22 protein-coding genes are annotated in these 23,863 nt (G+C 72.4%); 13 read left to right on the top strand and 9 right to left on the bottom strand.

Annotated elements, in window-relative coordinates; translation table 11 throughout:
• Positions 1-535: 535 nt before the first annotated feature.
• Positions 536-2,140 (bottom strand): acyl-CoA synthetase, encoded by a 1,605-nt coding sequence (locus tag ACIHCM_RS26595; RefSeq protein WP_399900642.1) that lies wholly within the window; start codon positions 2,138-2,140, stop codon positions 536-538.
• 186 nt (positions 2,141-2,326) lie between these two features.
• Between ACIHCM_RS26595 and ACIHCM_RS26590 the strand changes: the two genes are divergently transcribed.
• From ACIHCM_RS26590 to ACIHCM_RS26555, 8 genes are all read left to right on the top strand, one after another.
• On the top strand, positions 2,327-3,127 hold the full coding sequence (locus ACIHCM_RS26590; protein ID WP_399900639.1) for a crotonase/enoyl-CoA hydratase family protein: 801 nt from the start codon (positions 2,327-2,329) through the stop codon (positions 3,125-3,127).
• A gap of 18 nt (positions 3,128-3,145) precedes the next feature.
• Entirely contained in the window at positions 3,146-4,087 is a 942-nt protein-coding gene (locus ACIHCM_RS26585; protein ID WP_399900636.1) for a Zn-ribbon domain-containing OB-fold protein, read from the top strand.
• Entirely contained in the window at positions 4,084-5,133 is a 1,050-nt protein-coding gene (locus ACIHCM_RS26580) for a thiolase domain-containing protein (protein WP_399900633.1), read from the top strand. The genes ACIHCM_RS26585 and ACIHCM_RS26580 overlap by 4 nt, the downstream gene beginning before the upstream one ends.
• Positions 5,130-6,296 carry a thiolase domain-containing protein gene (locus tag ACIHCM_RS26575; protein WP_399900630.1) on the top strand — a complete coding sequence of 389 codons (1,167 nt, stop codon included), beginning with the start codon at positions 5,130-5,132 and terminating at the stop codon, positions 6,294-6,296. The genes ACIHCM_RS26580 and ACIHCM_RS26575 overlap by 4 nt, the downstream gene beginning before the upstream one ends.
• A gap of 82 nt (positions 6,297-6,378) precedes the next feature.
• Positions 6,379-6,621: a DUF397 domain-containing protein gene (locus tag ACIHCM_RS26570; protein WP_399900627.1), complete on the top strand. Its 243-nt coding sequence runs from the start codon at positions 6,379-6,381 to the stop codon at positions 6,619-6,621.
• Positions 6,622-6,772: 151 nt separating this feature from the next.
• On the top strand, positions 6,773-7,669 hold the full coding sequence (locus ACIHCM_RS26565) for a universal stress protein (RefSeq protein ID WP_399900624.1): 897 nt from the start codon (positions 6,773-6,775) through the stop codon (positions 7,667-7,669).
• A gap of 46 nt (positions 7,670-7,715) precedes the next feature.
• A complete protein-coding gene (locus ACIHCM_RS26560; RefSeq protein ID WP_399900621.1) occupies positions 7,716-8,315 on the top strand; it encodes a CGNR zinc finger domain-containing protein in 600 nt (199 codons plus the stop codon).
• A 105-nt stretch (positions 8,316-8,420) separates the two neighbouring features.
• Positions 8,421-8,918 (top strand): hypothetical protein, encoded by a 498-nt coding sequence (locus ACIHCM_RS26555; protein WP_399900618.1) that lies wholly within the window; start codon positions 8,421-8,423, stop codon positions 8,916-8,918.
• A gap of 4 nt (positions 8,919-8,922) precedes the next feature.
• Here ACIHCM_RS26555 and ACIHCM_RS26550 read toward each other — a convergent pair whose 3' ends face one another.
• A complete protein-coding gene (locus ACIHCM_RS26550) occupies positions 8,923-10,896 on the bottom strand; it encodes an N-acetylmuramoyl-L-alanine amidase (protein ID WP_399900615.1) in 1,974 nt (657 codons plus the stop codon).
• A gap of 261 nt (positions 10,897-11,157) precedes the next feature.
• Positions 11,158-12,336 carry an aminoglycoside phosphotransferase family protein gene (locus ACIHCM_RS26545; protein ID WP_399900613.1) on the bottom strand — a complete coding sequence of 393 codons (1,179 nt, stop codon included), beginning with the start codon at positions 12,334-12,336 and terminating at the stop codon, positions 11,158-11,160.
• Between the two features lie 245 nt (positions 12,337-12,581).
• Between ACIHCM_RS26545 and ACIHCM_RS26540 the strand changes: the two genes are divergently transcribed.
• On the top strand, positions 12,582-14,075 hold the full coding sequence (locus ACIHCM_RS26540) for a hypothetical protein (protein WP_399900610.1): 1,494 nt from the start codon (positions 12,582-12,584) through the stop codon (positions 14,073-14,075).
• Between the two features lie 39 nt (positions 14,076-14,114).
• On the opposite strand, the gene ACIHCM_RS26535 is transcribed toward ACIHCM_RS26540, so the two are convergent.
• Complete coding sequence (locus ACIHCM_RS26535; protein WP_399900607.1) at positions 14,115-15,539, bottom strand: PP2C family protein-serine/threonine phosphatase; 1,425 nt, start codon at positions 15,537-15,539, stop codon at positions 14,115-14,117.
• 348 nt (positions 15,540-15,887) lie between these two features.
• Here ACIHCM_RS26535 and ACIHCM_RS26530 point away from each other — a divergent pair, with 348 nt between their 5' ends.
• Positions 15,888-16,301: an SsgA family sporulation/cell division regulator gene (locus ACIHCM_RS26530; protein ID WP_399900604.1), complete on the top strand. Its 414-nt coding sequence runs from the start codon at positions 15,888-15,890 to the stop codon at positions 16,299-16,301.
• Positions 16,302-16,323: 22 nt separating this feature from the next.
• On the opposite strand, the gene ACIHCM_RS26525 is transcribed toward ACIHCM_RS26530, so the two are convergent.
• The 3 genes from ACIHCM_RS26525 to ACIHCM_RS26515 form a co-directional block, all read right to left on the bottom strand.
• Positions 16,324-17,349 carry a Gfo/Idh/MocA family protein gene (locus ACIHCM_RS26525; protein ID WP_399900601.1) on the bottom strand — a complete coding sequence of 342 codons (1,026 nt, stop codon included), beginning with the start codon at positions 17,347-17,349 and terminating at the stop codon, positions 16,324-16,326.
• A 61-nt stretch (positions 17,350-17,410) separates the two neighbouring features.
• Positions 17,411-18,505, bottom strand: coding sequence for a chemotaxis protein (locus ACIHCM_RS26520; RefSeq protein WP_399900598.1), 1,095 nt, complete (start codon positions 18,503-18,505; stop codon positions 17,411-17,413).
• 52 nt (positions 18,506-18,557) lie between these two features.
• The gene (locus ACIHCM_RS26515) at positions 18,558-20,171 is read right to left on the bottom strand and encodes an alpha/beta hydrolase (protein WP_399900595.1); all 1,614 of its coding nucleotides are present in this window, start codon (positions 20,169-20,171) and stop codon (positions 18,558-18,560) included.
• Positions 20,172-20,485: 314 nt separating this feature from the next.
• On the opposite strand from ACIHCM_RS26515, the gene ACIHCM_RS26510 reads away from it, so the two are divergent.
• Positions 20,486-21,145 (top strand): chaplin family protein, encoded by a 660-nt coding sequence (locus ACIHCM_RS26510; RefSeq protein ID WP_399900592.1) that lies wholly within the window; start codon positions 20,486-20,488, stop codon positions 21,143-21,145.
• Between the two features lie 166 nt (positions 21,146-21,311).
• Here ACIHCM_RS26510 and ACIHCM_RS26505 read toward each other — a convergent pair whose 3' ends face one another.
• Entirely contained in the window at positions 21,312-21,794 is a 483-nt protein-coding gene (locus tag ACIHCM_RS26505; protein ID WP_399900589.1) for a nucleoside deaminase, read from the bottom strand.
• Between the two features lie 141 nt (positions 21,795-21,935).
• On the opposite strand from ACIHCM_RS26505, the gene ACIHCM_RS26500 reads away from it, so the two are divergent.
• Complete coding sequence (locus ACIHCM_RS26500) at positions 21,936-22,703, top strand: ArsR/SmtB family transcription factor (protein WP_399900586.1); 768 nt, start codon at positions 21,936-21,938, stop codon at positions 22,701-22,703.
• 79 nt (positions 22,704-22,782) lie between these two features.
• Here the strand turns inward: ACIHCM_RS26500 and ACIHCM_RS26495 are convergent, their stop codons facing one another.
• A complete protein-coding gene (locus ACIHCM_RS26495) occupies positions 22,783-23,223 on the bottom strand; it encodes an SPW repeat protein (protein ID WP_399900584.1) in 441 nt (146 codons plus the stop codon).
• A 121-nt stretch (positions 23,224-23,344) separates the two neighbouring features.
• On the opposite strand from ACIHCM_RS26495, the gene ACIHCM_RS26490 reads away from it, so the two are divergent.
• Positions 23,345-23,836 carry a MarR family transcriptional regulator gene (locus tag ACIHCM_RS26490; protein WP_399900581.1) on the top strand — a complete coding sequence of 164 codons (492 nt, stop codon included), beginning with the start codon at positions 23,345-23,347 and terminating at the stop codon, positions 23,834-23,836.
• The last annotated feature ends 27 nt before the right edge of the window (positions 23,837-23,863 follow it).

Here is a 23,863-nt window from a genome sequence, read left to right as displayed (position 1 = left end):
GCCTGGGGCCTGGTGGGTGTCGGGCGAGGTGCGCGGCCTTCTTCGCCCGGGGCGCTCAGGTGCATTGACCGGCGGGGCTGCCGTCCCGGGCGCGGGTCGTGGCCTGGGGCCTGGTGGGTGTCGGGCGAGGTGCGCGGCCTTCTTCGCCCGGGGCGCTCAGGTGCATTGACCGGCGGGGCTGCCGTCCCGGGCGCGGGGTCGTGGCCTGCGGTCCCGGCGTTGCCGACTGCGCCGGGGTGTCGGCCTCGCTGGGGCGGGGGGCACCCATCCGTGGGTGGACGACCCGAAGGGGTTCGCCCGGCGCACCGCGGGCCTCTTCGCCCGGGGCGCCGAAGTGCACTGACTGGCGGGGCCGCCCGCGCGCCGGGTCCTGGCCGCAGGCGGCGTGGCAGGGCGGTGAGCAGGGGCTGGTGGTGGCAAGAGGCCGGGTGCCGTGGACGTCCCGGGACGGCGGAGCGAAGGGGCGGCACGTGACACGACGTGTTGCCGTCGGCTGCCGACCCCCCGGCGCCTCGGGCGCGGCGCGCCCCGGCTGCTAGGCGTCCGCCGCAGCCGCCACCCGACGTGCCCACCGGTAGTCCGCCTTGCCGCTGGGGGAGCGGCGGATGGTGTCCGTGACGACCAGCTGGCGGGGGATCTTGTACCCGGCGAGGCGGTCGCGGCAGTGGGTCTGGATGTCCGCCAGGGAGGGCTCCGGGGCGCCCTCGCGCACCTGGACGACCGCCGCGACATGGTTGCCCCACTTCGCGTCCGGCACCCCGGCCACCAGGGCGTCGTAGATGTCCGGATGGGACTTCAGGGCCTGCTCGACCTCCTCCGGGTACACCTTCTCGCCCCCGGTGTTGATGCACTGCGAGCCCCGGCCGAGGACGGTGACCACGCCCTCCTCGTCGACGGTGGCCATGTCGCCGAGCAGCACCCACCGCTCGCCGTCCTTCTCGAAGAAGGTCTCGGCGGTCTTCGCCGGGTCGTTGTAGTAGCCGAGGGGCACGTGACCGCACTGGGCGACCCGGCCCACCTCACCGGCCGCCACCTGCTCGTGGGTCGCCGGATCGACCACTCGCGTACGGAGGTTGACGCGGATGCGGAACCCTCGTTCGGGCCCGGAGTCGTCCGTCGCCGTGCCGTTGAAGCCGGACTCCGAGGAACCGAAGTTGTTCAGCAGCATCACGTGCGGGACGAGCGCCAGGAACTGCTGCCTGACCGTCTCCGACATGATCGCGCCGGACGACGACACGCTGAACACCGAGGAGCAGTCGGTGCCCTTCAGAGGCCCGGAGAGGGCGTCGATCAGCGGGCGCAGCATCGCGTCGCCGACCAGGGACACGCTGGTGACCTTCTCCTTCTCGATGGTGCGCAGCACCTCCTCGGGCACGAACTTGCGGTGCAGCACGACCCGTTGCCCGAAGTTGAAGCCGATGAACGCCGTCAGCGTGGACGTGCCGTGCATCAGCGGAGGAGTGGGGAAGAACGTGATCCCCGAGCCACCCGCCGCGACCCGCTCGGCCAGCTCCTGCGGCGTCTTCACGGGCTCCCCCGTCGGCGCCCCGCCGCCGAGGCCCGCGAAGAACAGGTCCTCCTGACGCCACATGACGCCCTTCGGCATCCCCGTCGTGCCGCCGGTGTAGATGATGAACTGGTCGTCCCCCGAGCGCGCCGCGAAACCGCGCTCCGGCGAACCGCCGCTCTCCGCCTGACCGAACGGCACGCCGAGCGAGCCCCCCGTCCCGACCCGCACCGTGTGGCGCACCTTCTTCGCCCTGGGCAGCGCCGCCGTCACCCGGTCCGCGAACTCCGCGTCGAAGACCAGGGCAGCCAGATCGGCGTCCCGGTAGAGGTAGACGAGTTCCTCCTCGACGTAGCGGTAGTTGACGTTGACCGGCACGATGCGTGCCTTGAGGCAGCCGAGCACGGTCTGGAGGTACTCCACGCCGTTGTAGAGATGCAGCCCGAGGTGCTCGCCGGGGCGGATGCCGCTGTCGAGCAGGTGGTGACCGATCCGGTTGGCGGCCGCGTCCAGCTCGGCGTACGTCAGCCGGCGCTCCGCGCCCGTGCCGGGGTGGTCGAGGTACACCAGTGCCTCGCGGTCCGGCACCACGTCCACGACCGACTCGAACAGGTCGGCAAGGTTGTACTCCACCGCTCCTCCTGACCTCGCTGCCCCTCGGTTGCCGGTCATCAGAGCAAAGGGCGGCACAAGTGTGAAGGGTCCGTGCAGCAGAAATCTGACTGCCTGTCAGAAAACTCTTGAAGCCCCGCCGCGCCTGCTGCAACCTGTTCTCGTTCCTGCGGACGTGCCCGAGGCGGCAGGACGGGGAGGACATCCATGGGTGGCACCGAACACCTCACCGTGCAGCGCGAAGGCGCCACACTGGTGCTCACGCTCAACCGGCCCGAGGCCAGGAACGCGCTCTCGCTGCCGATGCTCGTCGGCCTCTACGACGGCTGGACCGAGGCCGACGAGGACGACGCGGTCCGCTCGATCGTGCTGACCGGCGCGGGCGGGGCCTTCTGCGCGGGCATGGACCTCAAGGCGCTCGCCGGCGGGGGCATGACGGGCGAGCGGTACCGGGACCGGCTCAAGGCCGACCCCGACCTGCACTGGAAGGCCATGCTGCGCCACCACCGGCCCCGCAAACCCGTCATCGCCGCCGTGGAGGGGCCCTGCGTCGCGGGCGGTACCGAGATCCTCCAGGGCACCGACATCCGCGTCGCGGGTGAGTCCGCGACCTTCGGGCTGTTCGAGGTCCGCCGCGGACTCTTCCCGATCGGCGGCTCCACGGTCCGGCTGCCACGCCAGATCCCCCGTACCCACGCCCTCGAAATGCTGCTCACCGGACGTCCGTACGGCGCCCGCGAGGCGGCGGACATCGGACTGATCGGTCACGTGGTGCCCGACGGCACGGCACTCGGCAAGGCCCTGGAGATCGCCGAACAGATCAACGCCTGCGGCCCGCTCGCCGTGGAGGCCGTCAAGGCGTCGGTGTACGAGGCCGCCGAGATGACCGAGGCCGACGGTCTGGCGGCCGAACTCCGCCGTGGCTGGCCGGTCTTCGACACCGCCGATGCCAAGGAAGGCACACGCGCCTTCGCGGAGAAGCGACCGCCCGACTACAAGCGCGCCTGACGCGAAGGAGTTCCCGGCATGCCCGAAGTCCTCAAAGCCCCCCTGGTCGTGGAGTTCCCCTTCACCCGCTCCCTGGGCCCCGTCCAGAGCGCCTTCCTGACCGGACTGCGCGAACGCGTCGTCCTCGGGGTGCGCACCCGCGACGGCCGCACCCTCGTACCCCCCGTCGAGTACGACCCCGTCACCGCCGACGAGATACGCGACCTGGTCGAGGTGGCCGCCACCGGCACGGTCACCACCTGGGCCTGGAATCACGCCCCCCGCCGGGGCCAGCCCCTCGGCACACCCTTCGCCTGGGTCCTGGTCCGCCTCGACGGCGCCGACACGGCCATGCTCCACGCCCTCGACGCGACCGGCCCCGAGGCGGTGCGCACCGGCATGCGGGTCCGCATCCGCTGGGCGCGCGAACGCACCGGCGCCATCACCGACATCGCCTGCTTCGAGCCGTACGACGGCGAGCCCGGCCGGCCGGGCGGCCACAGCGGTGAGTTCCCGGAACCGGTCACCGGGATCGTCGCGCACGCCCGGCTCGACTACACCTACAGTCCGGGCCGCGCCCAGTCCGCCTACATCCAGGCGCTCTCCGGCAGGCGGACCGTCGGCGAGCGCTGCCCGTCCTGCCGCAAGGTGTACGTGCCGCCCCGCGGAGCCTGCCCCACCTGCGGCGTAGCCACCACGGAACAGGTCGAGGTGGGCCCGCGCGGCACGGTCACCACCTTCTGCATCGTCAACATCAAGGCCGCGAACCTGGACATCGAAGTCCCCTACGTATACGCCCACATCGCGCTCGACGGCGCCGGTCTCGCCCTGCACGCACGCATCGGCGGCATCCCGTACGACCAGGTCCGGATGGGCCTGCGCGTCGAACCCGTGTGGACGGAAGGCTCCCGCTACCCCGACCACTACCGGCCGGCCGGGGAGCCGGACGCGGACTACGACACCTACAAGGAGCTGTTGTGACCCGTGAGATTGCCGTGGTCGCCTTCGCGCAGACCGCCCACCGGCGCACCAGCGACGAACTCTCCGAGGTCGAGATGCTCATGCCGGTCCTGCACGAGGTGCTCGACCGCACGGGCCTGAAGACCTCCGACATCGGCTTCACCTGCTCCGGCTCCAGCGACTACCTCGCCGGCCGCGCGTTCTCCTTCACCCTCGCCCTGGACGGGGTGGGGGCCTGGCCGCCGATCGCCGAGTCCCACGTCGAGATGGACGGCGCCTGGGCGCTGTACGAGGCGTGGACGAAACTGCTGACCGGCGAGGCGGACACCGCCCTCGTGTACGCGTACGGCAAGTCCTCTCCCGGATCGGTGCGGGACGTCCTCACCCGCCAGCTCGACCCGTACTACCTGGCCCCCCTCTGGCCCGACTCCGTCGCCCTCGCCGCCCTCCAGGCGCAGGCGCTCATCGACGCGGGCGAGACCGACGAGCCCGCGCTCGCGGCGGTGGCCGCCCGCAGCCGCGCGGCGGCGGAGGACAACCCCCACGCCCAGCTGCGGGGCCCGGTGCCGCACGGGGAGTACGCCGTACGGCCGCTGCGCACCGGTGACTGCCCGCCCGTCGGCGACGGCGCCGCCGCCGTGATCCTCGCCGCCGGGGACCGTGCCCGCGAGCTGTGCGCACGCCCCGCCTGGATCCGTGGCATCGACCATCGCATCGAGGCACACGGCCTCGGCGTCCGCGACCTCACCGACTCGCCCTCCACCCGCCTGGCCGCCGAGCGGGCCGGTGCCTTCGAACGGCCCGTCGACACGGCCGAACTGCACGCGCCCTTCACCGCACAGGAGATCGTCCTGCGCAAGGCGCTGCGGCTCGGCGACGCCGTGGACGTCAACCCGTCGGGCGGCGCGCTCGCGGCCCACCCGATCATGGCCGCCGGTCTGATCCGCATCGGCGAGGCGGCCGCCCGCATCCACCGGGGCTCCTCCGGCCGGGCCCTCGCCCACGCCACGTCCGGCCCCTGCCTGCAACAGAACCTGGTCGCCGTCCTCGAAGGGGATTCCCGATGAGCAAGGAGCCCGTGGCCGTCGTAGGCGTCGGCCAGACCAAGCACGCGGCGGCACGCCGGGACGTCTCCCTCGCCGGGCTCGTCCGGGAGGCGGCCGGAGCGGCACTCGGCGACGCCGAGCTGACGTGGGCCGACGTCGACGCCGTGGTCATCGGCAAGGCGCCCGACTTCTTCGAGGGCGTGATGATGCCGGAGCTCTATCTGGCGGACGCGCTGGGCGCGGTCGGCAAGCCCATGCTCCGCGTGCACACCGCCGGGTCGGTCGGCGGCTCCACCGCACTGGTGGCGGCGCAGCTCGTCGCCGCCCGGGTGCACGGCACCGTCCTCACCCTCGCGTTCGAGAAGCAGTCCGAGTCCAACGCCATGTGGGGTCTGTCGCTGCCGATCCCGTTCCAGCAGCCGCTGCTGGCCGGCGCGGGCGGCTTCTTCGCCCCGCACGTGCGCGCGTACATGCGGCGCAGCGGCGCGCCCGACACGATCGGCTCACTCGTGGCGTACAAGGACCGGCGCAACGCCCTGAAGAACCCGTACGCCCATCTCCACGAGCACGACGTCACCCTGGAGAAGGTTCAGGCCTCACCCATGCTCTGGGACCCGATCCGCTACTCGGAGACCTGCCCGTCCTCCGACGGCGCCTGCGCCATGATCCTCACCGACCGGGCGGGAGCCGCCCGCGCGCCCCGTCCGCCCGCCTGGATGCTCGGCGGCGCGATGCGCAGCGAACCCACTCTCTTCGCCGGCAAGGACTTCGTCTCGCCACGGGCCGGCCAGGACTGCGCCGCCGACGTCTACCGGCAGGCCGGCATCGCCGACCCGCGCCGGGACATCGACGCGGCCGAGATCTACGTGCCGTTCTCCTGGTACGAGCCGATGTGGCTGGAGAACCTCGGCTTCGCCGCCGAGGGCGAGGGCTGGAAGCTCACCGAGTCGGGGGTCACCGAACTGGACGGGGACCTGCCGGTCAACATGTCGGGCGGCGTGCTGTCCACCAACCCCATCGGCGCCTCCGGCATGATCCGCTTCGCCGAGGCGGCCCAGCAGGTGCGCGGGCTGGCGGGGGAGCACCAGGTGGACGGCGCGCGCAAGGTGCTTGGGCACGCCTACGGGGGCGGCTCCCAGTTCTTCTCCATGTGGCTCGTGGGCGCGCGGCCGCCGGGCCCCTGAAAGGTCCCCCTCACGTGGCCTGTCGGCTGTGGGAACCGATCGCTAGGCTGGCCGCGGACGACGAGTCGGGAGGAGCACGGACGTGGCCGAGACCACCATCCAGCAGCAGCCGCTCATGGGCTGGGACAAGCCGGAGCTGGACCTGAGCAACGCCGAATGGCAGTCCAGCAGCCGGGGTGTGGGGGATGTCCAGATCGCCTTCGTCGAGGGCTTCATCGCGATGCGCAACAGCGACCGCCCGGAGAGCCCCTCTCTCATCTTCACCCCCGCCGAGTGGGGCGCGTTCGTGTCGGGCGCCCGGGAGGGCGAGTTCGACCTGACCTGACCCCGCCGGCGTGTGCCGGGCGGCCCGACCGGCCCCCGGGGTGTCCCACCCGATTTTCCGGACACGCGACCTCCAGAGGCCTCCCGGGGCCGAGGCCTGAGCGAGGCTGGCCCCGGGAAGTGGAAGTCGCCACCGCGGAGGTGAGGAACCCATGAGCACCCTGCCGGTCATCGCGGCGTTCGACGGTTCGGACGACAGCCTGCGGGCCCTGGACTGGGCCCTCGACGCCGCCCGCGGACGCGGCGCCCCGTTGCGGGTGGTGCACGTGCGCCAGTACGCCGCCCGGATGCCCGCCGCCGTCGAGGTCACGCCGCTGCCGGAGCCCGCGGACGATCCCGTTCTTGCCAGGGCCCGCGCCCACCTCGGCGGGGCGCCGGACGTGGACTACCTGGGGCCCGAGGGCACACCCGCCGCCGTACTGCCCGAACTCGGCACCGACGCCCAGTTGTTGGTGCTCGGCTCCCGGGGCCGCGGCGGGTTCGCGAGTCTGCTGCTCGGCTCCAACGGCCTCGCCGTGGCCCGCGACGCCGCGTGCCCTGTCGTCGTGGTGCCCCGGCCCGGCCGCGAGGTCGACGAGGCCCCGCAGCAGGAACCGGGCCCCCGGGTCGTCGTCGGCCTCAACGTGGACGGCCCCGACGACGCCACTCTCGCCTTCGCCTTCGAGGAGGCCGCCCGGCGCGCCGCACGCGTCCAGGTGGTCGCCGCCTTCCCGGGGCCGCTGCAACTGTGGGCGGGCGCGGCCGGTGAGCTGCTGCCGGCCGGTATCGACCAGGACGCCGTCGAGGGCGAGACCCGCACCCTGGCCGACGGCTTCCTGACCCCGCACCGGCGGCGCCACCCCGGCGTCCGGGCGGAGCCGTACGTGGCACCCGGCGACGCCGCCGCCCTGCTCGTCGCGCACTCGCAGGGCGCCGAACTGGTCGTCGTGGGCCGCCACCGCCGCCGCCTGCTCGCCCCCGCCCGCATGATGGGCTCGGTCACGCACGCCGTGCTGCTGCACGCGGCGAGCCCGGTGGCGGTGGTACCGCCGGCGGCACCGGAGGAGTGAGGCGCGCCGGAAGCTAATGGTTCTGCCCGCCCCTATCATTAGCCTCATGCAGGACCCGACCAGCAGGGCCGCCGGGATCGCGCTCGACCTCGCCGTGACCATCCGGCACGACGGGCACGGCGGCGTCGCCGACGACCTGACCTGCCCCGAGGGGCTCACCGCCTGGGTGCGCGCCCACCCCGGCACCGTGCCGGACGCCGGCGCCTACACCGCCGACGCCGGGACACTCACCGCCGTGCGCGAGCTGCGCGCCGCCGTCCGCGCCCTCTTCGCCCGCGCCGTGCGCCCCGCCGCGCCGAGCCCCGCCGACGCGGCCCGTCTGCTGCCCGTCACCGAGGCCCTCGCCCGCCTCAACGCCGCGGCGGCCCGTACCCCCACCGTGCCCGTCCTGCGCTGGCCCGACGACGCCGACCCCGTCGTGCACCACCGGCCCGCGGACGGCCAGGCCGATCTGATCGCCCTCCTCGCGCAGGCCGCCGTCGCCTTCCTCGCCGGCCCCGGCCGCGAGCGGCTGCGCGCCTGCCACGCCCCGCGCTGTGTGCGCTACTTCCTGAAGGAACACCCGCGCCAGGAGTGGTGCACACCGTCCTGCGGCAACCGTGCCCGCGTCGCCCGCCACCACGAGCGGCACAGGAGGCCCGCCTAGGCACTCGGCCAGGGGTTCCTGGGCGCGCCGCCGGCCCACTGCACCGCCGTACCGACCCGCCCGCCCTCCCCGCGCCGACGACCTGCGGGCACGTACCATGGCGGCATGTCGTTCCTCCGCCGCCGCAGCGCCACCCCCGCCGGGCCCGACTTCGACGTGCTGGCCATGGACCCGGGCGACTGGCCCGGCAATCTGGGCGCGGGCCTGCTGCCCGCCCCCGACGGCACCTGCCAGGGCGTCTTCCTGCGCTACGACCTCTTCGGCGGCCGCGGCCCCGCGATGATCATCGGTAATCTGCCCGAGGGCTCCCCGGCCCGCGACGTCGTCGAGGGGCAGGTCCCGTTCGAGGTGGCCCAGCTACTGCTGGCGCTGGAGAACGACGAGGAGGTGACCGTCGTCGGCACCGAGGACATGCCCGTGATGCAGGGCGACAACCTCCTCATCGTGCGCCGCCTGAAGCTCTCCGAGAGCCGGATCTCCTGTGTGCAGTTCGACCGCAGCGACAACGTGCTGGTCACGATCGCCGCGTGGGACCGCCCCATCACCGACGACCTGTACGCCCTGCTGAAGCCGCTCCCGGCGGAGCTGTTCCAGCAGGGCTGAGCCGCTACGGCGACACCTGCACGTCGGCCGCCCGGACGAACGCGACCCGGTGGCCGAACTGGATCTCGTAGTACTGATCCTTGCCCACGACGACCTTGTGCCCGTCGGTGGCGAAGGTGACCGCGTAGTAGTACTCGCCGGGCACCTTGTCACCGGCGACGTACTTCTGGCCCTTGAGCAGCTTGTACGGCAGCGGGGACACCGACTGGGCCGGCACTCCCGCCGGGTAGGCGGACGCCTCCGGGTAGGCCCGGCCGTACACCGGGACGCTGTCCAGTCCGCTCCTCGGCGTGACGACCGGACCCCGCGCCGGGACCGCGGTCGGGGCCTTCGCCGGGTTCTGGAACCAGGCCTTCTGGCCCAGGAACCAGATCGCCGTCCACTCGCCCTGGCGCCCGGCCACCGCGTACTGCTGTCCGGTCGAGACCCGTGAGGCGATGTCGTTGACGCCCGTCGTCGAGTCGCCGCCACCCGGGCGCAGACCGATGTCCTTGATCAACGGGTAGCTCTCGCCGGGACCCGAGTACAGCCGCACCGCGCTCGAACCGTGCGTCGCGCACGGCTCGCCGGCCGTGGTGCAGCCGGTGTACTCGGGCCGGTTCGTGGCGTAGTCCGGCAGGATCGTGACCATGCCGCTGCCCGGACGGGCGGTGGGGCCGAAGGGGCGGCCCAGCAGCGTGAAGTAGTGCCGCCAGTCCCAGTACGGGCCGGGGTCCGTGTGCATGCCGGGGATCGTCGCCGTGGTCGTCCCGGGCACGGTGTCATGACCGAGGATGTGCTGCCGGTCCAGCGGGATGCCGTACTTCCTGGCGAGGTACTTCACCAGCCGGGCCGACGAGCGGTACATCGCCTCCGTGTACCAGGCGTCCGGCGAGGCCAGGAAGCCCTCGTGCTCCAGCCCGATCGACTTCGCGTTGACGTACCAGTTGCCCGCGTGCCAGGCCACGTCCTTCGCCTTCACGTGCTGGGCGATGTGGCCGTCGGTGGAGCGCAGCGAGTAGTTCCAGGAGACGTAGGCCGGGTCCTGCACCATGTCGAGGACGCCCTCCCAGGCGCCCTCCGTGTCGTGCACGACGATGTAGTCGATGCTCTGCGAGGCCGGGCGCCCGCCCAGGTCGTGGTTGCCGTAGTCGCCGTCGCCGAACTCCTCGTACGGCGCGGGGATCCACTCGCAGGAGACGGTGGCCGGGCATTCGGTGCCCTCGGTGGCCGCCTCGCGCAGGCCCGCCGACCGCAGCGACGCGGTGTCGGGGGCGAGTCCGGGCTGCGCGGCCAGCGTCACACGCTGTCCCGCGTCCGTGCGGCGCTCCTGGCCGGTGCGCAGCACGGCGTACACGTCGTTCGCGTACGTCGCCGCCGTCGCCGTGTCGTCGGCGCCCGAGAAGCGGGCCACCGCGCCGTACCAGTCCGCCGGGTCGTCGCTCGGCGGCCGGCCCAGCTCGCGCTGCGCCGCGGCGAGCAGCGCGGCGCCGCCCGCCACGTTCGCCGCCGGGTCGGTGCGCAGTTTTCCGGCGCTGATGCCGGTCAGCTCGGCGGCCCTCGTCAAGGTCCGCAGGCGGGGCGGGAGTCCGGCGTCCCGAGGCAGCTTCGCCTCCGGGCGCAGCGCCCGGCGGGCGTCGTCACCGCGCGGGTCCTCCGTGCCCTCGCTGTGATGCGGCGCGGTGGCCAGCGCCGTACGGGCGTCGGTGAGGTGCATCGGGCCGTAGCCGCCGGACACGCTCGGCGCGCCGCCGTGCGCGTCCCAGCGGGACTGGAGGTAGGAGACACCGAGGAGCACGCTCTGCGGCACGTCGTACGCGGCGGCGGCCCGCTCGAACGCCTGCTGGAGCCGGCTGTCCGGACGGTCGTCCGGTCCGGCGCCGGACGGGGCCGCGCCGATCAGAGGCAGCAGGAGAGCCGAGGCGGCCGCGGCGCCGGCGGACCGGTGCCATCGTCTCCGTCCGGGCGCTCGTCGGGGGTCGGTTGCGGATCCTCGCAAAGCAGCCTCCTGGGACGGTTGAGCGCGATGAGCCGTGCGGGGCCGGGCGTGACAGTGGTACCGGCTCTCCGACGATCCGTCAATCATGCGATCAGCGAGGCGAATTCCCCGGTCAGGGCGGGGTGCGAGGAGTTTCGTGGCGGCAGCCGACGGGCCTGCGGGGCGTCAGTGGCGTACACCAATGGGGCATGTCCGGGGGCCGGACACGACGAGGTCCGCGGTGCGCCGTTGTCCCGGCACACCGCGGACCGTCATCCCCCTTCAGCGAGTGCCGACCGCCGCGCGCACGGCCCGGCGGGCCAGCTGGCAGTCGTCGTGCAGCCGCCTCAGCAGCAGCCGCTGTTCCTCGCCGGACGGCGCAGCACCCGGGTGGGCCGCTCCCGGTGCCGCGGGGGCCGTGTCGTGCATCGAACGCTGCACGGCCGTCTCGTAGGTACGGATCTCGCGGGTCAGTACGAGCATCAGATTGACCAGGAACGCGTCCCGCGAGGCCGGCCCCGCGGACTGGGCGATCTGGCTGATGTGCCGCCGCGCGCCCGGCGCGTCGCCGAGCACCGCCCACAAGGTGGCCAGGTCGTACCCGGGCAGGTACCAGCCGGCGTGCTCCCAGTCCACCAGAACCGGTCCCGCGGGCGACAGCAGGACGTTCGACAGCAGTGCGTCGCCGTGGCAGAACTGGCCCATGCCCTGCCGGCCCGCGGCGAGCGCGATGCCGTGCAGCAGCTTCTGCAGGTCGCCCAGATCCCGGTCGGTGAGCAGACCCAGGTCGTGGTAGCGCGAGATGCGGGCCGCGTAATCCAGCGGCGCGTCGAACGTGCCCGCGGGGGGCCGCCAGGCGTTCAGCCGGCAGATCGCGCTGAGCGCCTGCCGGATGTCCGCGCGCGGCGGTGCCTCCGACGGGTGCCGCTGGAGGGCCGCGGCCCGGCCCGGCATCCGTTCGATGACCAGCGTGCAGTTGTCCGGGTCCGCCGCGATCAGCCGGGGCGCCCGCACGGGAGGGCGGTGCCGGACGAACGAGCGGTATGCCGCTATTTCGTGGCGGATCCGCTCGGCCCACGCCGGGGACTGGTCGAGTAAGCACTTGGCGACGGCCGTACTGCGTCCGGTGGTGCCGACCAGCAGCACGGACCGTCCGCTGCGCCGCAGTACCTGCACCGGGGCGAACTCCGGGCAGATCCGGTGCACCGACGCGATGGCGGTACGCAGCTGGGCGCCCTGCGGGCCGGACAAGTCGAGTCTCCCGCTGAGCGGTTGGGTGCCGAGCCCCGGGGGGCGCCGCGTCCGGCCCGCGCCGAGCACGGGGGCCGTCGGGCGCGGAGGGGCGAGGTAGGGGCCGCCGCCACCCGGCAGGGGCTCTCCCGGCCTCTGGGAGGCGGGAGCCGCGGGGCGCGGGCGCAGCGGCCGGGGCGGGGCGGACACGGAGGACGATGCTGCGTACATGGGGGAGACAGATCCCTTCGTGTGCCTGCGAAGTCGTTGCGCCCCCCGTCCCGACCGCCCGGGTGCACCCTGGGGAATGCACCGGCCGTATCAAGCAGGCGACCGGGTCGGGGTGGCGCGTTCCTACCTGACACCCGATGTCCCGTGGCACACCATCTGGCGCACCCTGGCGAACCCTGGCGAATAGTCGCCCGGCAACCTGCCCCGGGCTACTGTCAACTCAGCCGAGTACCTGGGGGCTTGATGTGAGCGGACAACCCAACACCCGACTGTCGGACCTGTTCGGCCTGGCCGGCTGGTCCAAAGGAGAGCTCGCGAGGCTGGTCAACAAGCAGGCGGCGGCCATGGGCCACCCCCAGCTGGCGACCGACACCTCGCGGGTGCGGCGGTGGATCGACATGGGAGAGATCCCGCGCGATCCGGTGCCGAGGGTGCTGGCGGCTCTGTTCACCGAGCGTCTCGGCCGTGTCGTGACCATTGAGGATCTTGGTCTGGTCCGGCACGGGCGTGCGGGGAAGCGGCAGGGCGGCGGGAGTGCTGAACATCCCGACGGTGTGCCGTGGGCGCCCGAACGGACCGCCGCGGTCCTCACCGAATTCACGGGAATGGACCTCATGCTCAACCGACGCGGCTTGGTGGGCGCGGGTGCCGTGCTCGCCGCGGGATCCGCACTCAGCAGCGCCATGTACGACTGGCTGCACACCGACCCGGCCCTGGCGGCCGACGCTCCCCACTTCGACGACCCCCTGCACGCCGACCCCGCCGGGTTCGACCGCTATGAGGCCGCCCCCATCGGGTCGCAGGAGATCGAGGAACTGGAGCGCTCGGTCGAGGTGTTCCGCGCCTGGGACGCGGCCCGCGGCGGCGGGCTCCAGCGCAAGGCGGTCGTGGGCCAGCTCAACGAGGTGGGCGGCATGCTCGCCTACCGTCACCCACCCCATCTGCAACGGCGCCTGTGGGGCGTCGCGGCCAACCTCGCCGTCCTCGCGGGCTGGATGTCGCATGACGTCGGCCTGGAGCCCACGGCGCAGAAGTACTTCGTCATCGCCGCCCATGCCGCGAGAGAGGGCGGCGACCGGCCCCGGGCAGGCGAGGCGCTCTCCCGGGCGGCCCGCCAGATGGTGCACCTGGGCCGGCCCGACGACGCGCTCGACCTGATGAAGCTCGCCACGTCGGGATCGGGGGAGGAGGTACTGCCCCGCACCCAGGCGATGTTCCACACCATCGAGGCCTGGGCACAGGCGTCCATGGGCAAGGGCCAGGCGATGCGCCGCACCCTGGGACAGGCGGAGGACCTGTTCGTCTCCGACAAGGGGGACGTGCCTCCGCCGAGCTGGATGCAGCTGTTCAACGAGGCGGACCTGTACGGCATGCAGGCCCTGGCCTACCGCACACTCGCCGAGCACGAGCCGGGCGCGGCGGCGCACGCTCAGCACTACGCGGACAAGGCACTGGCGCTGCGGGTCGACGCCCAGCAGCGGTCGAAGATCTTCGACTTCCTGTCCATGGCGTCCGCCTGCTTCATCGCGGACGATCCCGAACAGGCGGACCGGTTCGCCCGGCTGGCGCTGATGTCGATGGGGCAGAACTCCTCCCGCCGCACCTGGGACCGGCTGCGCCAGATGTACCGGCTCACCGCCGAGTACGCCGAGTACCCGAAGATCCAGCAGTTGCGGGAGGAGATCCAGCTGGCTCTGCCCAGGCCGAAGGGAAGGGGTGACAACAGCTCAGCCGTGTAGGGCGACTGCCCCTGCTCCCTGTCGTGTCTTCCCGCTTCCCTACGACGTGACCCGGGCGATCAGGACACAGGCGTCGTCCTGGCGTGCGGTCTCGCCGAACTGCTCCACGACCATCCGCACGCAGTCCTGCGCACTCTGCGCCTCGGCGAATCGCGGGGCGAGGTCGGTGAGCCGGTGTGCCGCAGCCGTGCCGTTGCTGCCGGGCACCAGCCCGTCGGTGTGCAGCAGGACCAGGTCGCCCTCCTCGAGGGCCTCCTCGGCCTCGCCGTATGCGGCACCCGAGGTCGCGCCGAGCAGGACGCCGTCCGGTGCGCTCAGCCTGCGCCCCGTCCCGTCGCGGAACAGCAGCGGGGCGGGGTGTCCTGCTTGCGCCCACACCAGGGTGCGGGTCTCGGGGCGGTAGCGGCAGCAGACCGCGCTGCCCAGGGCCGGCTGGACGGTGGTGTCCAGGAGCTGGTTCAGCCAGGCCAGCAGCTTGCCGGGACGGGTGCCCGCCATGGCCATGCCGCGTACCGCGCCGAGCAGCATCGCCATGCCCGACGTCACCGCGACGCCGTGACCGGTGAGGTCGCCGACGCTCAGCAGCGTCTCGCCGTCGGGCAGTTCCAGCGCGTCGTACCAGTCGCCGCCGATCAGTTCGCCGGGCGCGGCGGGCAGATGCCGGGCCGCCAGGTCCAGGCTGCTCGGGCCCTGGCGCGGGAGCCGCAGGGTGCCGTGCCACGGCGGCAGCACGGCTTCCTGCAGCTCGACCGCAAGCCTGCGCTCGGTCTGCGCGACGTGCCGCCGGCGCTGGAGCGAGTCACGGGTCTCGCTCACCGCCTGCTGGTTACGGCGCAGTTCGCTGACGTCGCGCAGCACGGCCCACATCGAGGCGGTGCTGCCGTCGGCGCCGAGCACGGGCTCGCCCATCATGTGTACGGTCCGCGTCTCGCCGTCCGGCCGCAGGATCCGGAACTCGCCGTCGATGCGCTTGGCGTCGACCAGGCAGTCCGTGACCATCGCGGTCAGCTGCGGCCGGTCCGCGTCGAGTACCAGCGAGGGCAGTTCGTCCAGGGTGAGCGGGGGAGCGGCGGCGTCGCGGCCGAGGATCTCGTTGAGCTCGCCGGACCAACTGGCGTGGTCCGTCAGCAGGTTCCACTCCGCGCTGCCGACCCGGCTGAGCAGGGATTCGCCGCTGACCGCGGGCAGCGCCGCCCCGGCCGGTTCGTCCTCCGCTCCGGTGACCGGGGGCGGTCCGTCGCGCAGCTGGGCCAGGTGCTCGTCGAGGTCGTTGAGATGGTGCAGCGCGAGGTCGTAGAGTGCGCGCTGCCAACGGTCCCGTGGGTCCGAGCCGTCGCTGCGCGCGTCCCGTCGTACGGCGTCCATGTCACCCTTCAGTCGCCGCGTCTGCGATATCAGCGCGTCGACCGTCCCGCGTCCTGGCGGCTGGGCGGCTGGGTGGTCCGCAGAGAGATGGGACGGCATGACGCACTCCGATGCGGGGACGGTACGACAAGGCTGACGGTGGGACCGTTACGACTGTTGCACAGCCCGCGACGCCCTGTAAGGGATTCGGCAACACACGATACGGTGGTGCTTCTGGCATATGCCAGCGTCTTCACGGAGTGCTTGTCGCGTAGTCGGGGCCTACGCGTCGAGACGGGCAAGTCGTAGACCACGTACGCGAATTGACGGAACGTCCGGCTCGCTCGCATGCGTTCAAATGGGTGTTCGTCGTATGCCTGTTCTGGGGTGTACGTGAGAGGCCGGAACGAGCTCGTAAGAGAACCGGCATGGAACCGGCCGCCCTCTCGCCGCAGTGGAGACCGAAGCATGGACATCACCCTCCAGCAGCCCGCCCGCGCCCGGCTGATCACGGCGGAGGAGCGGGAAGTCCCCGTCTCCGTCACCCTCCGCTACCTGTCCTCCGACCCCCTGGCGGTGCACTTCGACTTCCCGTCCGAGGCGTGCCTCGACGGTGACGCGCTCAGCTGGACCTTCGCCCGGGCACTGCTTCAGGAAGGGGTGCACGGCCCGGTGGGGAGCGGTGACGTGCAGATCTGGCCGTGCGGTCGGGCCCTGACCGTGCTGGAGTTCCACTCGCCCTGCGGGCTGGCGCTGCTCCAGTTCGACACCTCGGCCCTGCGCCGCTTCCTGCTGCGTACGTACGCGGTCGTCGCCACCGGTCAGGAGGACGTCGGCGGGGCCGTCGAGCGGGGGCTGAGCAGTCTCTTCGACGGGGTCTGAGAGGCCCGGAACGCCCCTCGCGTCAGCCGGTCGCGTCCGCGTACAGCTCCGGGCGCGTGGCGAGGTCGACGGTCACACGGCCGCCGCCCTCCAGCGCCCGGACCCCGGCCTCGGCGACGGCGGAGGCCGCGTATCCGTCCCAGGCGCTCGGGCCGGTGACCCGGCCCTGCCGGGTGGCGTCGACCCAGGCCTGCACCTGGTGGTCGTAGGCGTCCGCGAACCGTACGACGTAGTCCTGCGGCACCTCCTCACGTGCGGTGCCCTCCGCCGTGACGAGCATGGTGCGGCCCTCCCCGATCCGGGCGCTGCCCGTCTCGCATACGGCCTCGCAGCGCACCTGGTAACCGAATTGGCAGTTCACGAAGACCTCCACGTCGACCAGCGCGCCGGCCGCCGTCTCGAGGAGCACGAACTGCGGATCGATGAGGCCGTCGGGGGCGTTCGCGGCGGGCCGGGGACGCAGCACGGTCACCGCGGTCAGCTCCTGGCCGAGCAGCCAGCGCGCCACGTCGATCTCGTGCGAGACCGAGCTGTTGACCAGCATCGCGCTGGTGAAGCCGGGCGGCGAGGAGACGTTGCGGTGGACGCAGTGCAGCATCAGCGGCCGCCCCAGACGGCCGCTGTCCAGCAGGGACTTCAGCCGCCGGTACTCGGTGTCGTAGCGCCGCATGAAGCCGACCTGTGCCAGCCGCCGGCCGAGCCGCGCCTCGGCCTCGACCACCCGCAGCGCCCCCGCCGGCTCGGGCACCATGGGCTTCTCGCACAGCACCGGAAGGCCCCGCGCGAAGGCCGCGTGCAGCGCTTCCTCGTGGGCGGGGCCGGGGGAGGCGATCAGTACGGCGCCGACGCCGGGCGCGTCGAGCGCCGCCTCCGCCTCGGCATGCACCGTGACCCCGTCGATGCCGGCCGCCGCCTCCTTCGCCCGTGCGGGGTCCGGGTCGGCCACGGCGGCCACCCTGGCTCCGCTCACCACTCGGTCCAGCCGCCGTATGTGGTCGGCTCCCATGTGACCCGCGCCCAGTACCGCCACGCCCAGCAGCTCACCCACGTGCGCCCTCCCCTGTCACCGGCTGTCCCGGCGTAGCGTAGGCGCAGGGGCGCGGTCGCCGTCAGTAGCGCAGCACCCCCGCGATGCCGCCTGCGTCGGCCAGGGTGCCGTCGGGGACGAAGCGGACGTCGGCGCCGGTCTCCAGGCACTGTTCCACGATCTCGTCCACGATGTCGTCGCGGGCGTCGAGATCGTCGGTGGAGGCCGGGACGAGGTGGTCGCCGTCGTCGCGCACGGTCACGCGGTAGTTCTCCTCGACGGCCAGCAGCCGCACCCGGGCCTCCCGGGCGTTCTGCCAGACCTCGTCGACACCGGCCGCGAACTCCTTGCGGCCACGGGCGGATTCGAGCTCCTTGGTCACGGTGTCGATGGTTCTCAGGTCCTCGGACTCGACCACCGTGCGCACCGCCTGCCACACGGCTTCCGGAGTGCCCTGCGCGAGACCCCCGTGCGGGATCTGCAAGGCGGTCCGGGAGGCGTCGCCGACCTCGTCGAGGCAGGACAGCGCGGCCTGCTCACCGGTCACGTACAGCGGTCGCGGACGGTCCCGCAGCAGCGCGCCGAGCGCGGTGTCGGCCTCGCGCAGGAAGTGCCGGGTGCCCTCGTCGCGGAACGTGCTCGGCATGTCGCCGACCCGTTCCAGGCGTTCGGGATCGAAGTTCTCCGCCCGGCGGGTCATCGGGAAGCCGCCGCTGCGCTCCTCGGTGACGCGGCCCCCGCCGCCGTTCCAGAGGGTGGCGCGGTCGGCCGAGACCGACAGCACCCAGAACGGCCGCTCGGACACCTGGGCGGAGACCAGGTTGCGGGTGAGGAAGGTGTCGGAGAGCACCACCCGCTCGGGCACGGAACGGGCGAGCGACCACACCTGGTGCTCACCCGGGGCGGCGAAGATCACCAGGCCGTCCTCGGAATGGGTCAGATCGACCTCGCCGAGCGCCTGGTCCAGCTGGGCCGCCACATCGGCACGCCGCTCCCGGGTCACCGCGGGATCGGCCTCCAGCTGCCTCTTGGCCTCGGACACCACATTGCGCAGCCGGACCCGGTCCTGCGCGTTGTACGGCTCCCTGCGGTGGGTCGGCGTCAGCACGGACACCGCCGGGTAGGGGCGCGGCCGGCGCAGCTCGGACAGGGTCGTGGGACTGAGTGCGTGCTCCATGACACGACCATAGGACCGATTCACGTATCGGGCATTTGGGGCAGGGTGATCGTCATGGCGCCGCGCCCGCGCCGTCCTCGGGGCCGCAGGAGCTGCCGTTCGGCGGCAGGGTCCCGTACAGCAGGAAGTCGTCGACCTTGCCGCGCACGCACTTCGACGACATGTAAGCGGTGTGGCCCTCGCCCTTGTTGTCGAGCACCACGGCCGACGGCCCCAGCCGTTTCGCCGTCTGCACGGTCCAGCGGTACGGCGTCGCCGGGTCGCCGCGGGTCCCGACCAGCAGCATCTTGGCGGTGTCGACGTCCTTGACCTCGTTGCGGATGAAGTCGGTGCCCTTGGGGCGGCCGTAGCACAGCAGGACCTGGGTGAGCCGGAACGGGCCGAACACGGGTGACGCCTCCTCGTACGTGGCGCGCAGCCGGCCGAGGTTCCGGGTGATCTGCCGGGCCGTGGGGCGGTCGGGATCGTCGGCGCAGTTGACGGCCATCAGCGCGGCCGGGAGGTTGTCCAGAGGGACGTTCTCCTGGTCCACGAGCCCGCCGTCGCCGGACGGCGAGGTCTCCTGGCGGCCGTGCCGCAGGCCCGGGATCGCCATGCCGCCGGTGGCGAAGGCCTCCACCCCCCGTGTGTCCCCGTCCTCGACGAGCGAGGCCAGGGCGCGCTCCAGCGACGGCCACATCTGCCTGCTGTACAGCGCCTGGCTCAGCGCGCCGACCAGGTCCTGGCCCGTGAACTCGCCGCTGAAGGCCGTCGGGACCGGATCCTCGTCCATCGACCGGACCAGGCGCACGACCTCCTCGCGCGCGCCCCGTGCGTCCTCGCCGAACGGGCAGGCGACGTCCTTCACGCACCAGCGGATGAAGTCGTTCAGCGCGGTCTGCTGTCCCGCCGCGCCCGCCACGCCCTGCTTGGCGAGCGATTCCGTCAGCGTGTCCACGCCGTCCATCGCCATCCGGCCCACTTTCTCGGGGAACTGGGCCGCGTACACCGCGCCGAGACGCGATCCGTAGGAGAAGCCGAGGTAGTTGAGTTTGTCGTCGCCGAGGACCTGGCGTATGACATCCATGTCCCGGGAGACGTTCACCGTGCCTATGTGCCGCAGGACGGGCCCGGAGTGCTTGGCGCACTCGTCGGCCGCCTGCTTCAACTGCTTGAGCACCGCGTTCGGATCGCGGAGCGTCTCGTCGGTCCCGGCCGTGAGCTCCGCGCCGGCGTACGGGCTGTCGCCGCAGCTGACCGGAGAGGACCGGCCGACGCCGCGCGGGTCGAAGCTCACCACGTCGTAACCGTCGGTGAGGCCCATGAAGTCGTCGCCGCTGTGGGCGAGTTCACTGACTCCGGGGCCGCCGGGGCCGCCGAAGTTCAGCAGCAGCGAGCCGCGCTTGTCGCCGCTCGCCCGGTACCGGGCCAGGGCCAGGTCGAGGGTTCCGGCGCCGGGCCGGGCGTAGTCGAGCGGCACGGTGACCTTTCCGCACTGCAGATCGCGGGGGGTCGTACCGCCTTCGCACTTCTTCCACACGACCTTCTGCCGGTAGAACCGGGTCAGGTCGGGCTGCGGATCGTCGGTGGCAGTCGTGGGCACGCCGGCGCCCAGCATCGCCAGGCCGACGGCTCCGGCGACCGCGTGGCGTCGTACCGTGCGCCGCGGTGACAGCTTGGCCAGCATCGATGCCTCCCGGGGGCCCCGCTGGGGAACCGGTGTACGTCGCCCTCGCTCACGATAAGCGGCGCCCGCAGGAGCCGCCTCCGGGCCAGTGGGGCGCCGGGGGGCTGCCCTGCCCTGTCCGGCTCACTCGTCCGGTACGGACGGTTACGGAGGGTGGCAATGGTTCGGACATCTTTACTGCCAGTTCGACAAACCCGCCACTCGACGGGGTGATAGGCGGGTGAAAGACGGATAAGCCATAACTCGGATGGTTCACCTGCGTTTTATGCGGTGCGGGTGAGTGCCCGTAACCACGTCTGGAAGGCAGGGACCCAATGAAACGGGTTACCCGAAACGGTGTGATCGCCGTCGCCGCCGTGTCCGGCGCGATGGCTGTGACGTTTCCGGCGCACGCCGACTCGGCGGCCGACGGAGCCGCGGTCGGCTCGCCGGGGCTGATCTCCGGCAACACCATCCAGCTCCCGGTGCACGTCCCGGTGAACGTGTGCGGGAACACCGTGAACGTGGTGGGGCTCTTGAACCCCGCCGCGGGCAACCGCTGCGCCAACACGGGCGACGCCGGGGAGGAAGGCCCCGGTTCGGGGGCCGGCTCGGGCGGGGGAGCGACCGCCACGAGCAGCGGAAAGGATTCGCCGGGCGTGCTCTCCGGCAACGGGGTGCAGCTCCCGGTGCATGTGCCGGTGAACGTCACCGGCAACAGCGTGAACGTCGTCGGCATCGGCAACGGGGCCGTCGGCAACGAGTCCGTGAACACCCCCGGCGACCGGCCGGTCCGCCCCGAGCGGCCCGTGCGACCGGCGCCCGAGCCGTCGGTGCCGCCCAAGGCCCTGCCGAAGCCGGTGGTCCAGCACGCCGGGCCCGGGCTCGCCGAGACGGGTGCGGACGCGACCCTGCCCGCCTCGATCGGTGCCGCGGCGCTGGTGCTGGGCGGAGCGGTGCTCTACCGGCGGTCCCGCCCACGGGTGATGCGCTGAGACCACCTGGCTTGCCGAGTCCGTGCGGCTCGCCGAGCCCGCGTGTCCCGCCCGGTCCGTCCGGCCCGCCGGGCCCCTGAGGCTCCCGGCGGCCGCCAGGAGGCCCCATCGGTGCCGTTCCCCGATGGGGCCCTGGGTCTGGGTCATGGGCGCCCGGCCGGGCGGCTCAGCCCCCGGCGCGGTGGAAACGCCGGTGCAGCTCCCGCACCGTGTCGGTGAGCTCGGGAACCGGCCCCTCCACGGCCACGCCGGGCGCCACCTCGTTCACCGGCAACGTCCGCACCGGAGGCGGCGGTACGCCCAGGTCCGCCAGCCATGAGCCGAGCTGCTCGGACGACGCCACGTACACGATGCGGCCGAGGCCCACCCAGGCGTGCGCGGCCGCGCACATCGGGCAGTGCTCGCCGGAGGTGTACACGGTCGCCGCGGCGCGCTGATCCGGCGGCAGGTGTTCCGCCGCCCAGCGTGCCAGCTCGAACTCCGGGTGCCGGGTGCGGTCGCCGGAGGCCACCCGGTTGTGGTCCTCGGCGAGGACCACGCCGTCCCGGCCGACCAGCACCGAGCCGAACGGCTCGTCCCCGGCGTCCAGCGCCTCGGCCGCCAGCTCGACACACCGGCGCAGATGGGGCAGCTCGGCTTCGCTCACCATGGCGTACGGCCTCCTCGTCGGTCGGTGACGTCCACGCTCAAGTCCACACCCTTGCACCCTGCTGCGGGTCCGCTCGCGATTGACATGCAGGCAATTGCCTGCATAACTTTGAGTGTGCGATCAGAAGAGGACGACTTCCGGTTGGACAGGGTTTTCAGGGCTCTGGCCGACGAGACCCGCATGCGCCTGCTGGACCGGCTGCACGAGGAGAACGGGCAGACGCTCGGCGAGTTGTGCGAGCGCATCGAGATGACCCGCCAGTCGGTGACCCAGCACCTGGCCGTCCTGGAGGACGCCAACCTGGTCAGCACGGTGCGGCGGGGCCGGATGAAGTTGCACTACCTCAACCCGGTGCCGCTCCACGAGATCCAGGAGCGGTGGATCGACAAGTTCGAGCGTCCGCGCCTGCGTGTGCTCGGCGCCGTGAAGCGACAAGCCGAGGAAGCCATGACCGACAAACCCGCATTCGTGTACGTCACCTACATCGCGAGCACCCCGGAGAAGGTCTGGGACGCGCTCACCGACGCCGACCTCACCGCCGCCTACTGGGGGCACAGCAACGTCTCCGACTGGAAGCCGGGGTCCCGCTGGGCGCACGTCCGCACGGACGGGTCCGGCGTCGCCGACGTCGTCGGCATCGTCGCCGAGAGTGAGCGTCCCACCCGCCTGGTCACCACCTGGTCCGCTCCGGAGGACGAGGGCGACGAGGCCAGGCACTCCCGCGTCACCTTCGACATCCGGCCGCACGGCGACATCGTCCGCCTCACCGTCACCCATGAGGACCTCGCCGACGAGACAGAGCGTGCCGATGTGGCGTCCGGCTGGGCCGCCGTGCTGTCCAACCTCAAGTCGCTGCTGGAGACGGGCAGTCCGCTGCCGCAGGAACCGTGGCTGGTGCCCGGCGACTGAGGCACGGAAACGGCCGGTCCACCAGGCATGGCGGGCCGGCCTCGGTGCTGTTCATCGACTCCCTTCCTGTCGGGGATACCTATGGCTTGGGGACGCTCTTCGCTGCCGTACCGGCGCACACCAGGCCCAGGATCACGGCCAGAGCGCCGATGATGACGTTGTTCCAGACGACGCCCGCGTCCGGGCTCGCGCCGACGATCCACGGCGAGATGATCATCCACGCACCCAGGGCGCACATGGCCCAGCTGAGGCCGTACATGCGCTCGGGTGCGCGTGTGAACCCGAGTGCCAGCAGTCCGATCGCGATCCCGATGATCAGGTTGTGGGTCGCGAGCGCGGGCTGCCCGGTGGCGTAGTGGACCACCCAGGGGGACACGGCGCAGTACAGACCGAGCAGGAACACCGGTCCGTCCACGAGTGCCACATCGCGACCGCCGAGCACACGGGCGTAGCGAGCCCGCATCTCGTAGGCGTCGGGGTGGCCGGTCATGTCACCTCTGGTGGGCTGGACGTTGGCCATGACTCGTCTCCTTCTGACTTCGCTGGCCAGACCGCGGCTGGTGCGGTATGCGGTAAGCGCCGCGTATGCCCATTCTGCTCTTATTTGGCCTTTATGTGTAGAGGTCACTACTCTGATCATCGTGGACAGAATCGATCATGTGCGCGGCGCGGGTGCGCGGCGGCCCCCCGGGGGCGTCGACCTGCGGTACCTCGCCGTGCAGTTGCGCCGGATGAACGTCGAGATCAACCGCCTGGTCCACGGTTTCGCGGGCAACGGCCTGAACGCGACCGACGTACAGGCACTCGCGGCCATCCTGGACTCCGACGGGCCCATGACGCCGGGACGGTTGCGCGAACACCTGGGGCTCACCTCCGGGTCCGTATCCGCCTGCGTGGAGCGGCTGGAGCGCGCGGGGCTGGTCCGACGGGTCCGGGGCGGCGACGACCGCCGGGTGGTCCATCTGCGTTACGCCTCCGCCGCCCCTTCGACGGCCCACTGGTACTACCGGCCGCTCGCGGAGGCGACCGCCGCCACCCGGGCCCGCTTCTCCGAGGCCGAACTCACGGTCGCGCTGCGCTTTCTGGCGGCGCTGAACGAGGAACTCTCGCTGCACCGGGCAGCCGGCAGCTGAGATCGGTGGTGCCTGGCCGGGGCGGGA

Source organism: Streptomyces sp. NPDC052023, from assembly GCF_044548465.1.
GTDB lineage: Bacteria > Actinomycetota > Actinomycetes > Streptomycetales > Streptomycetaceae > Streptomyces.
Note: the sequence above shows the minus strand (reverse complement) of the source record. Positions and strands in the feature narration are given on the sequence as shown.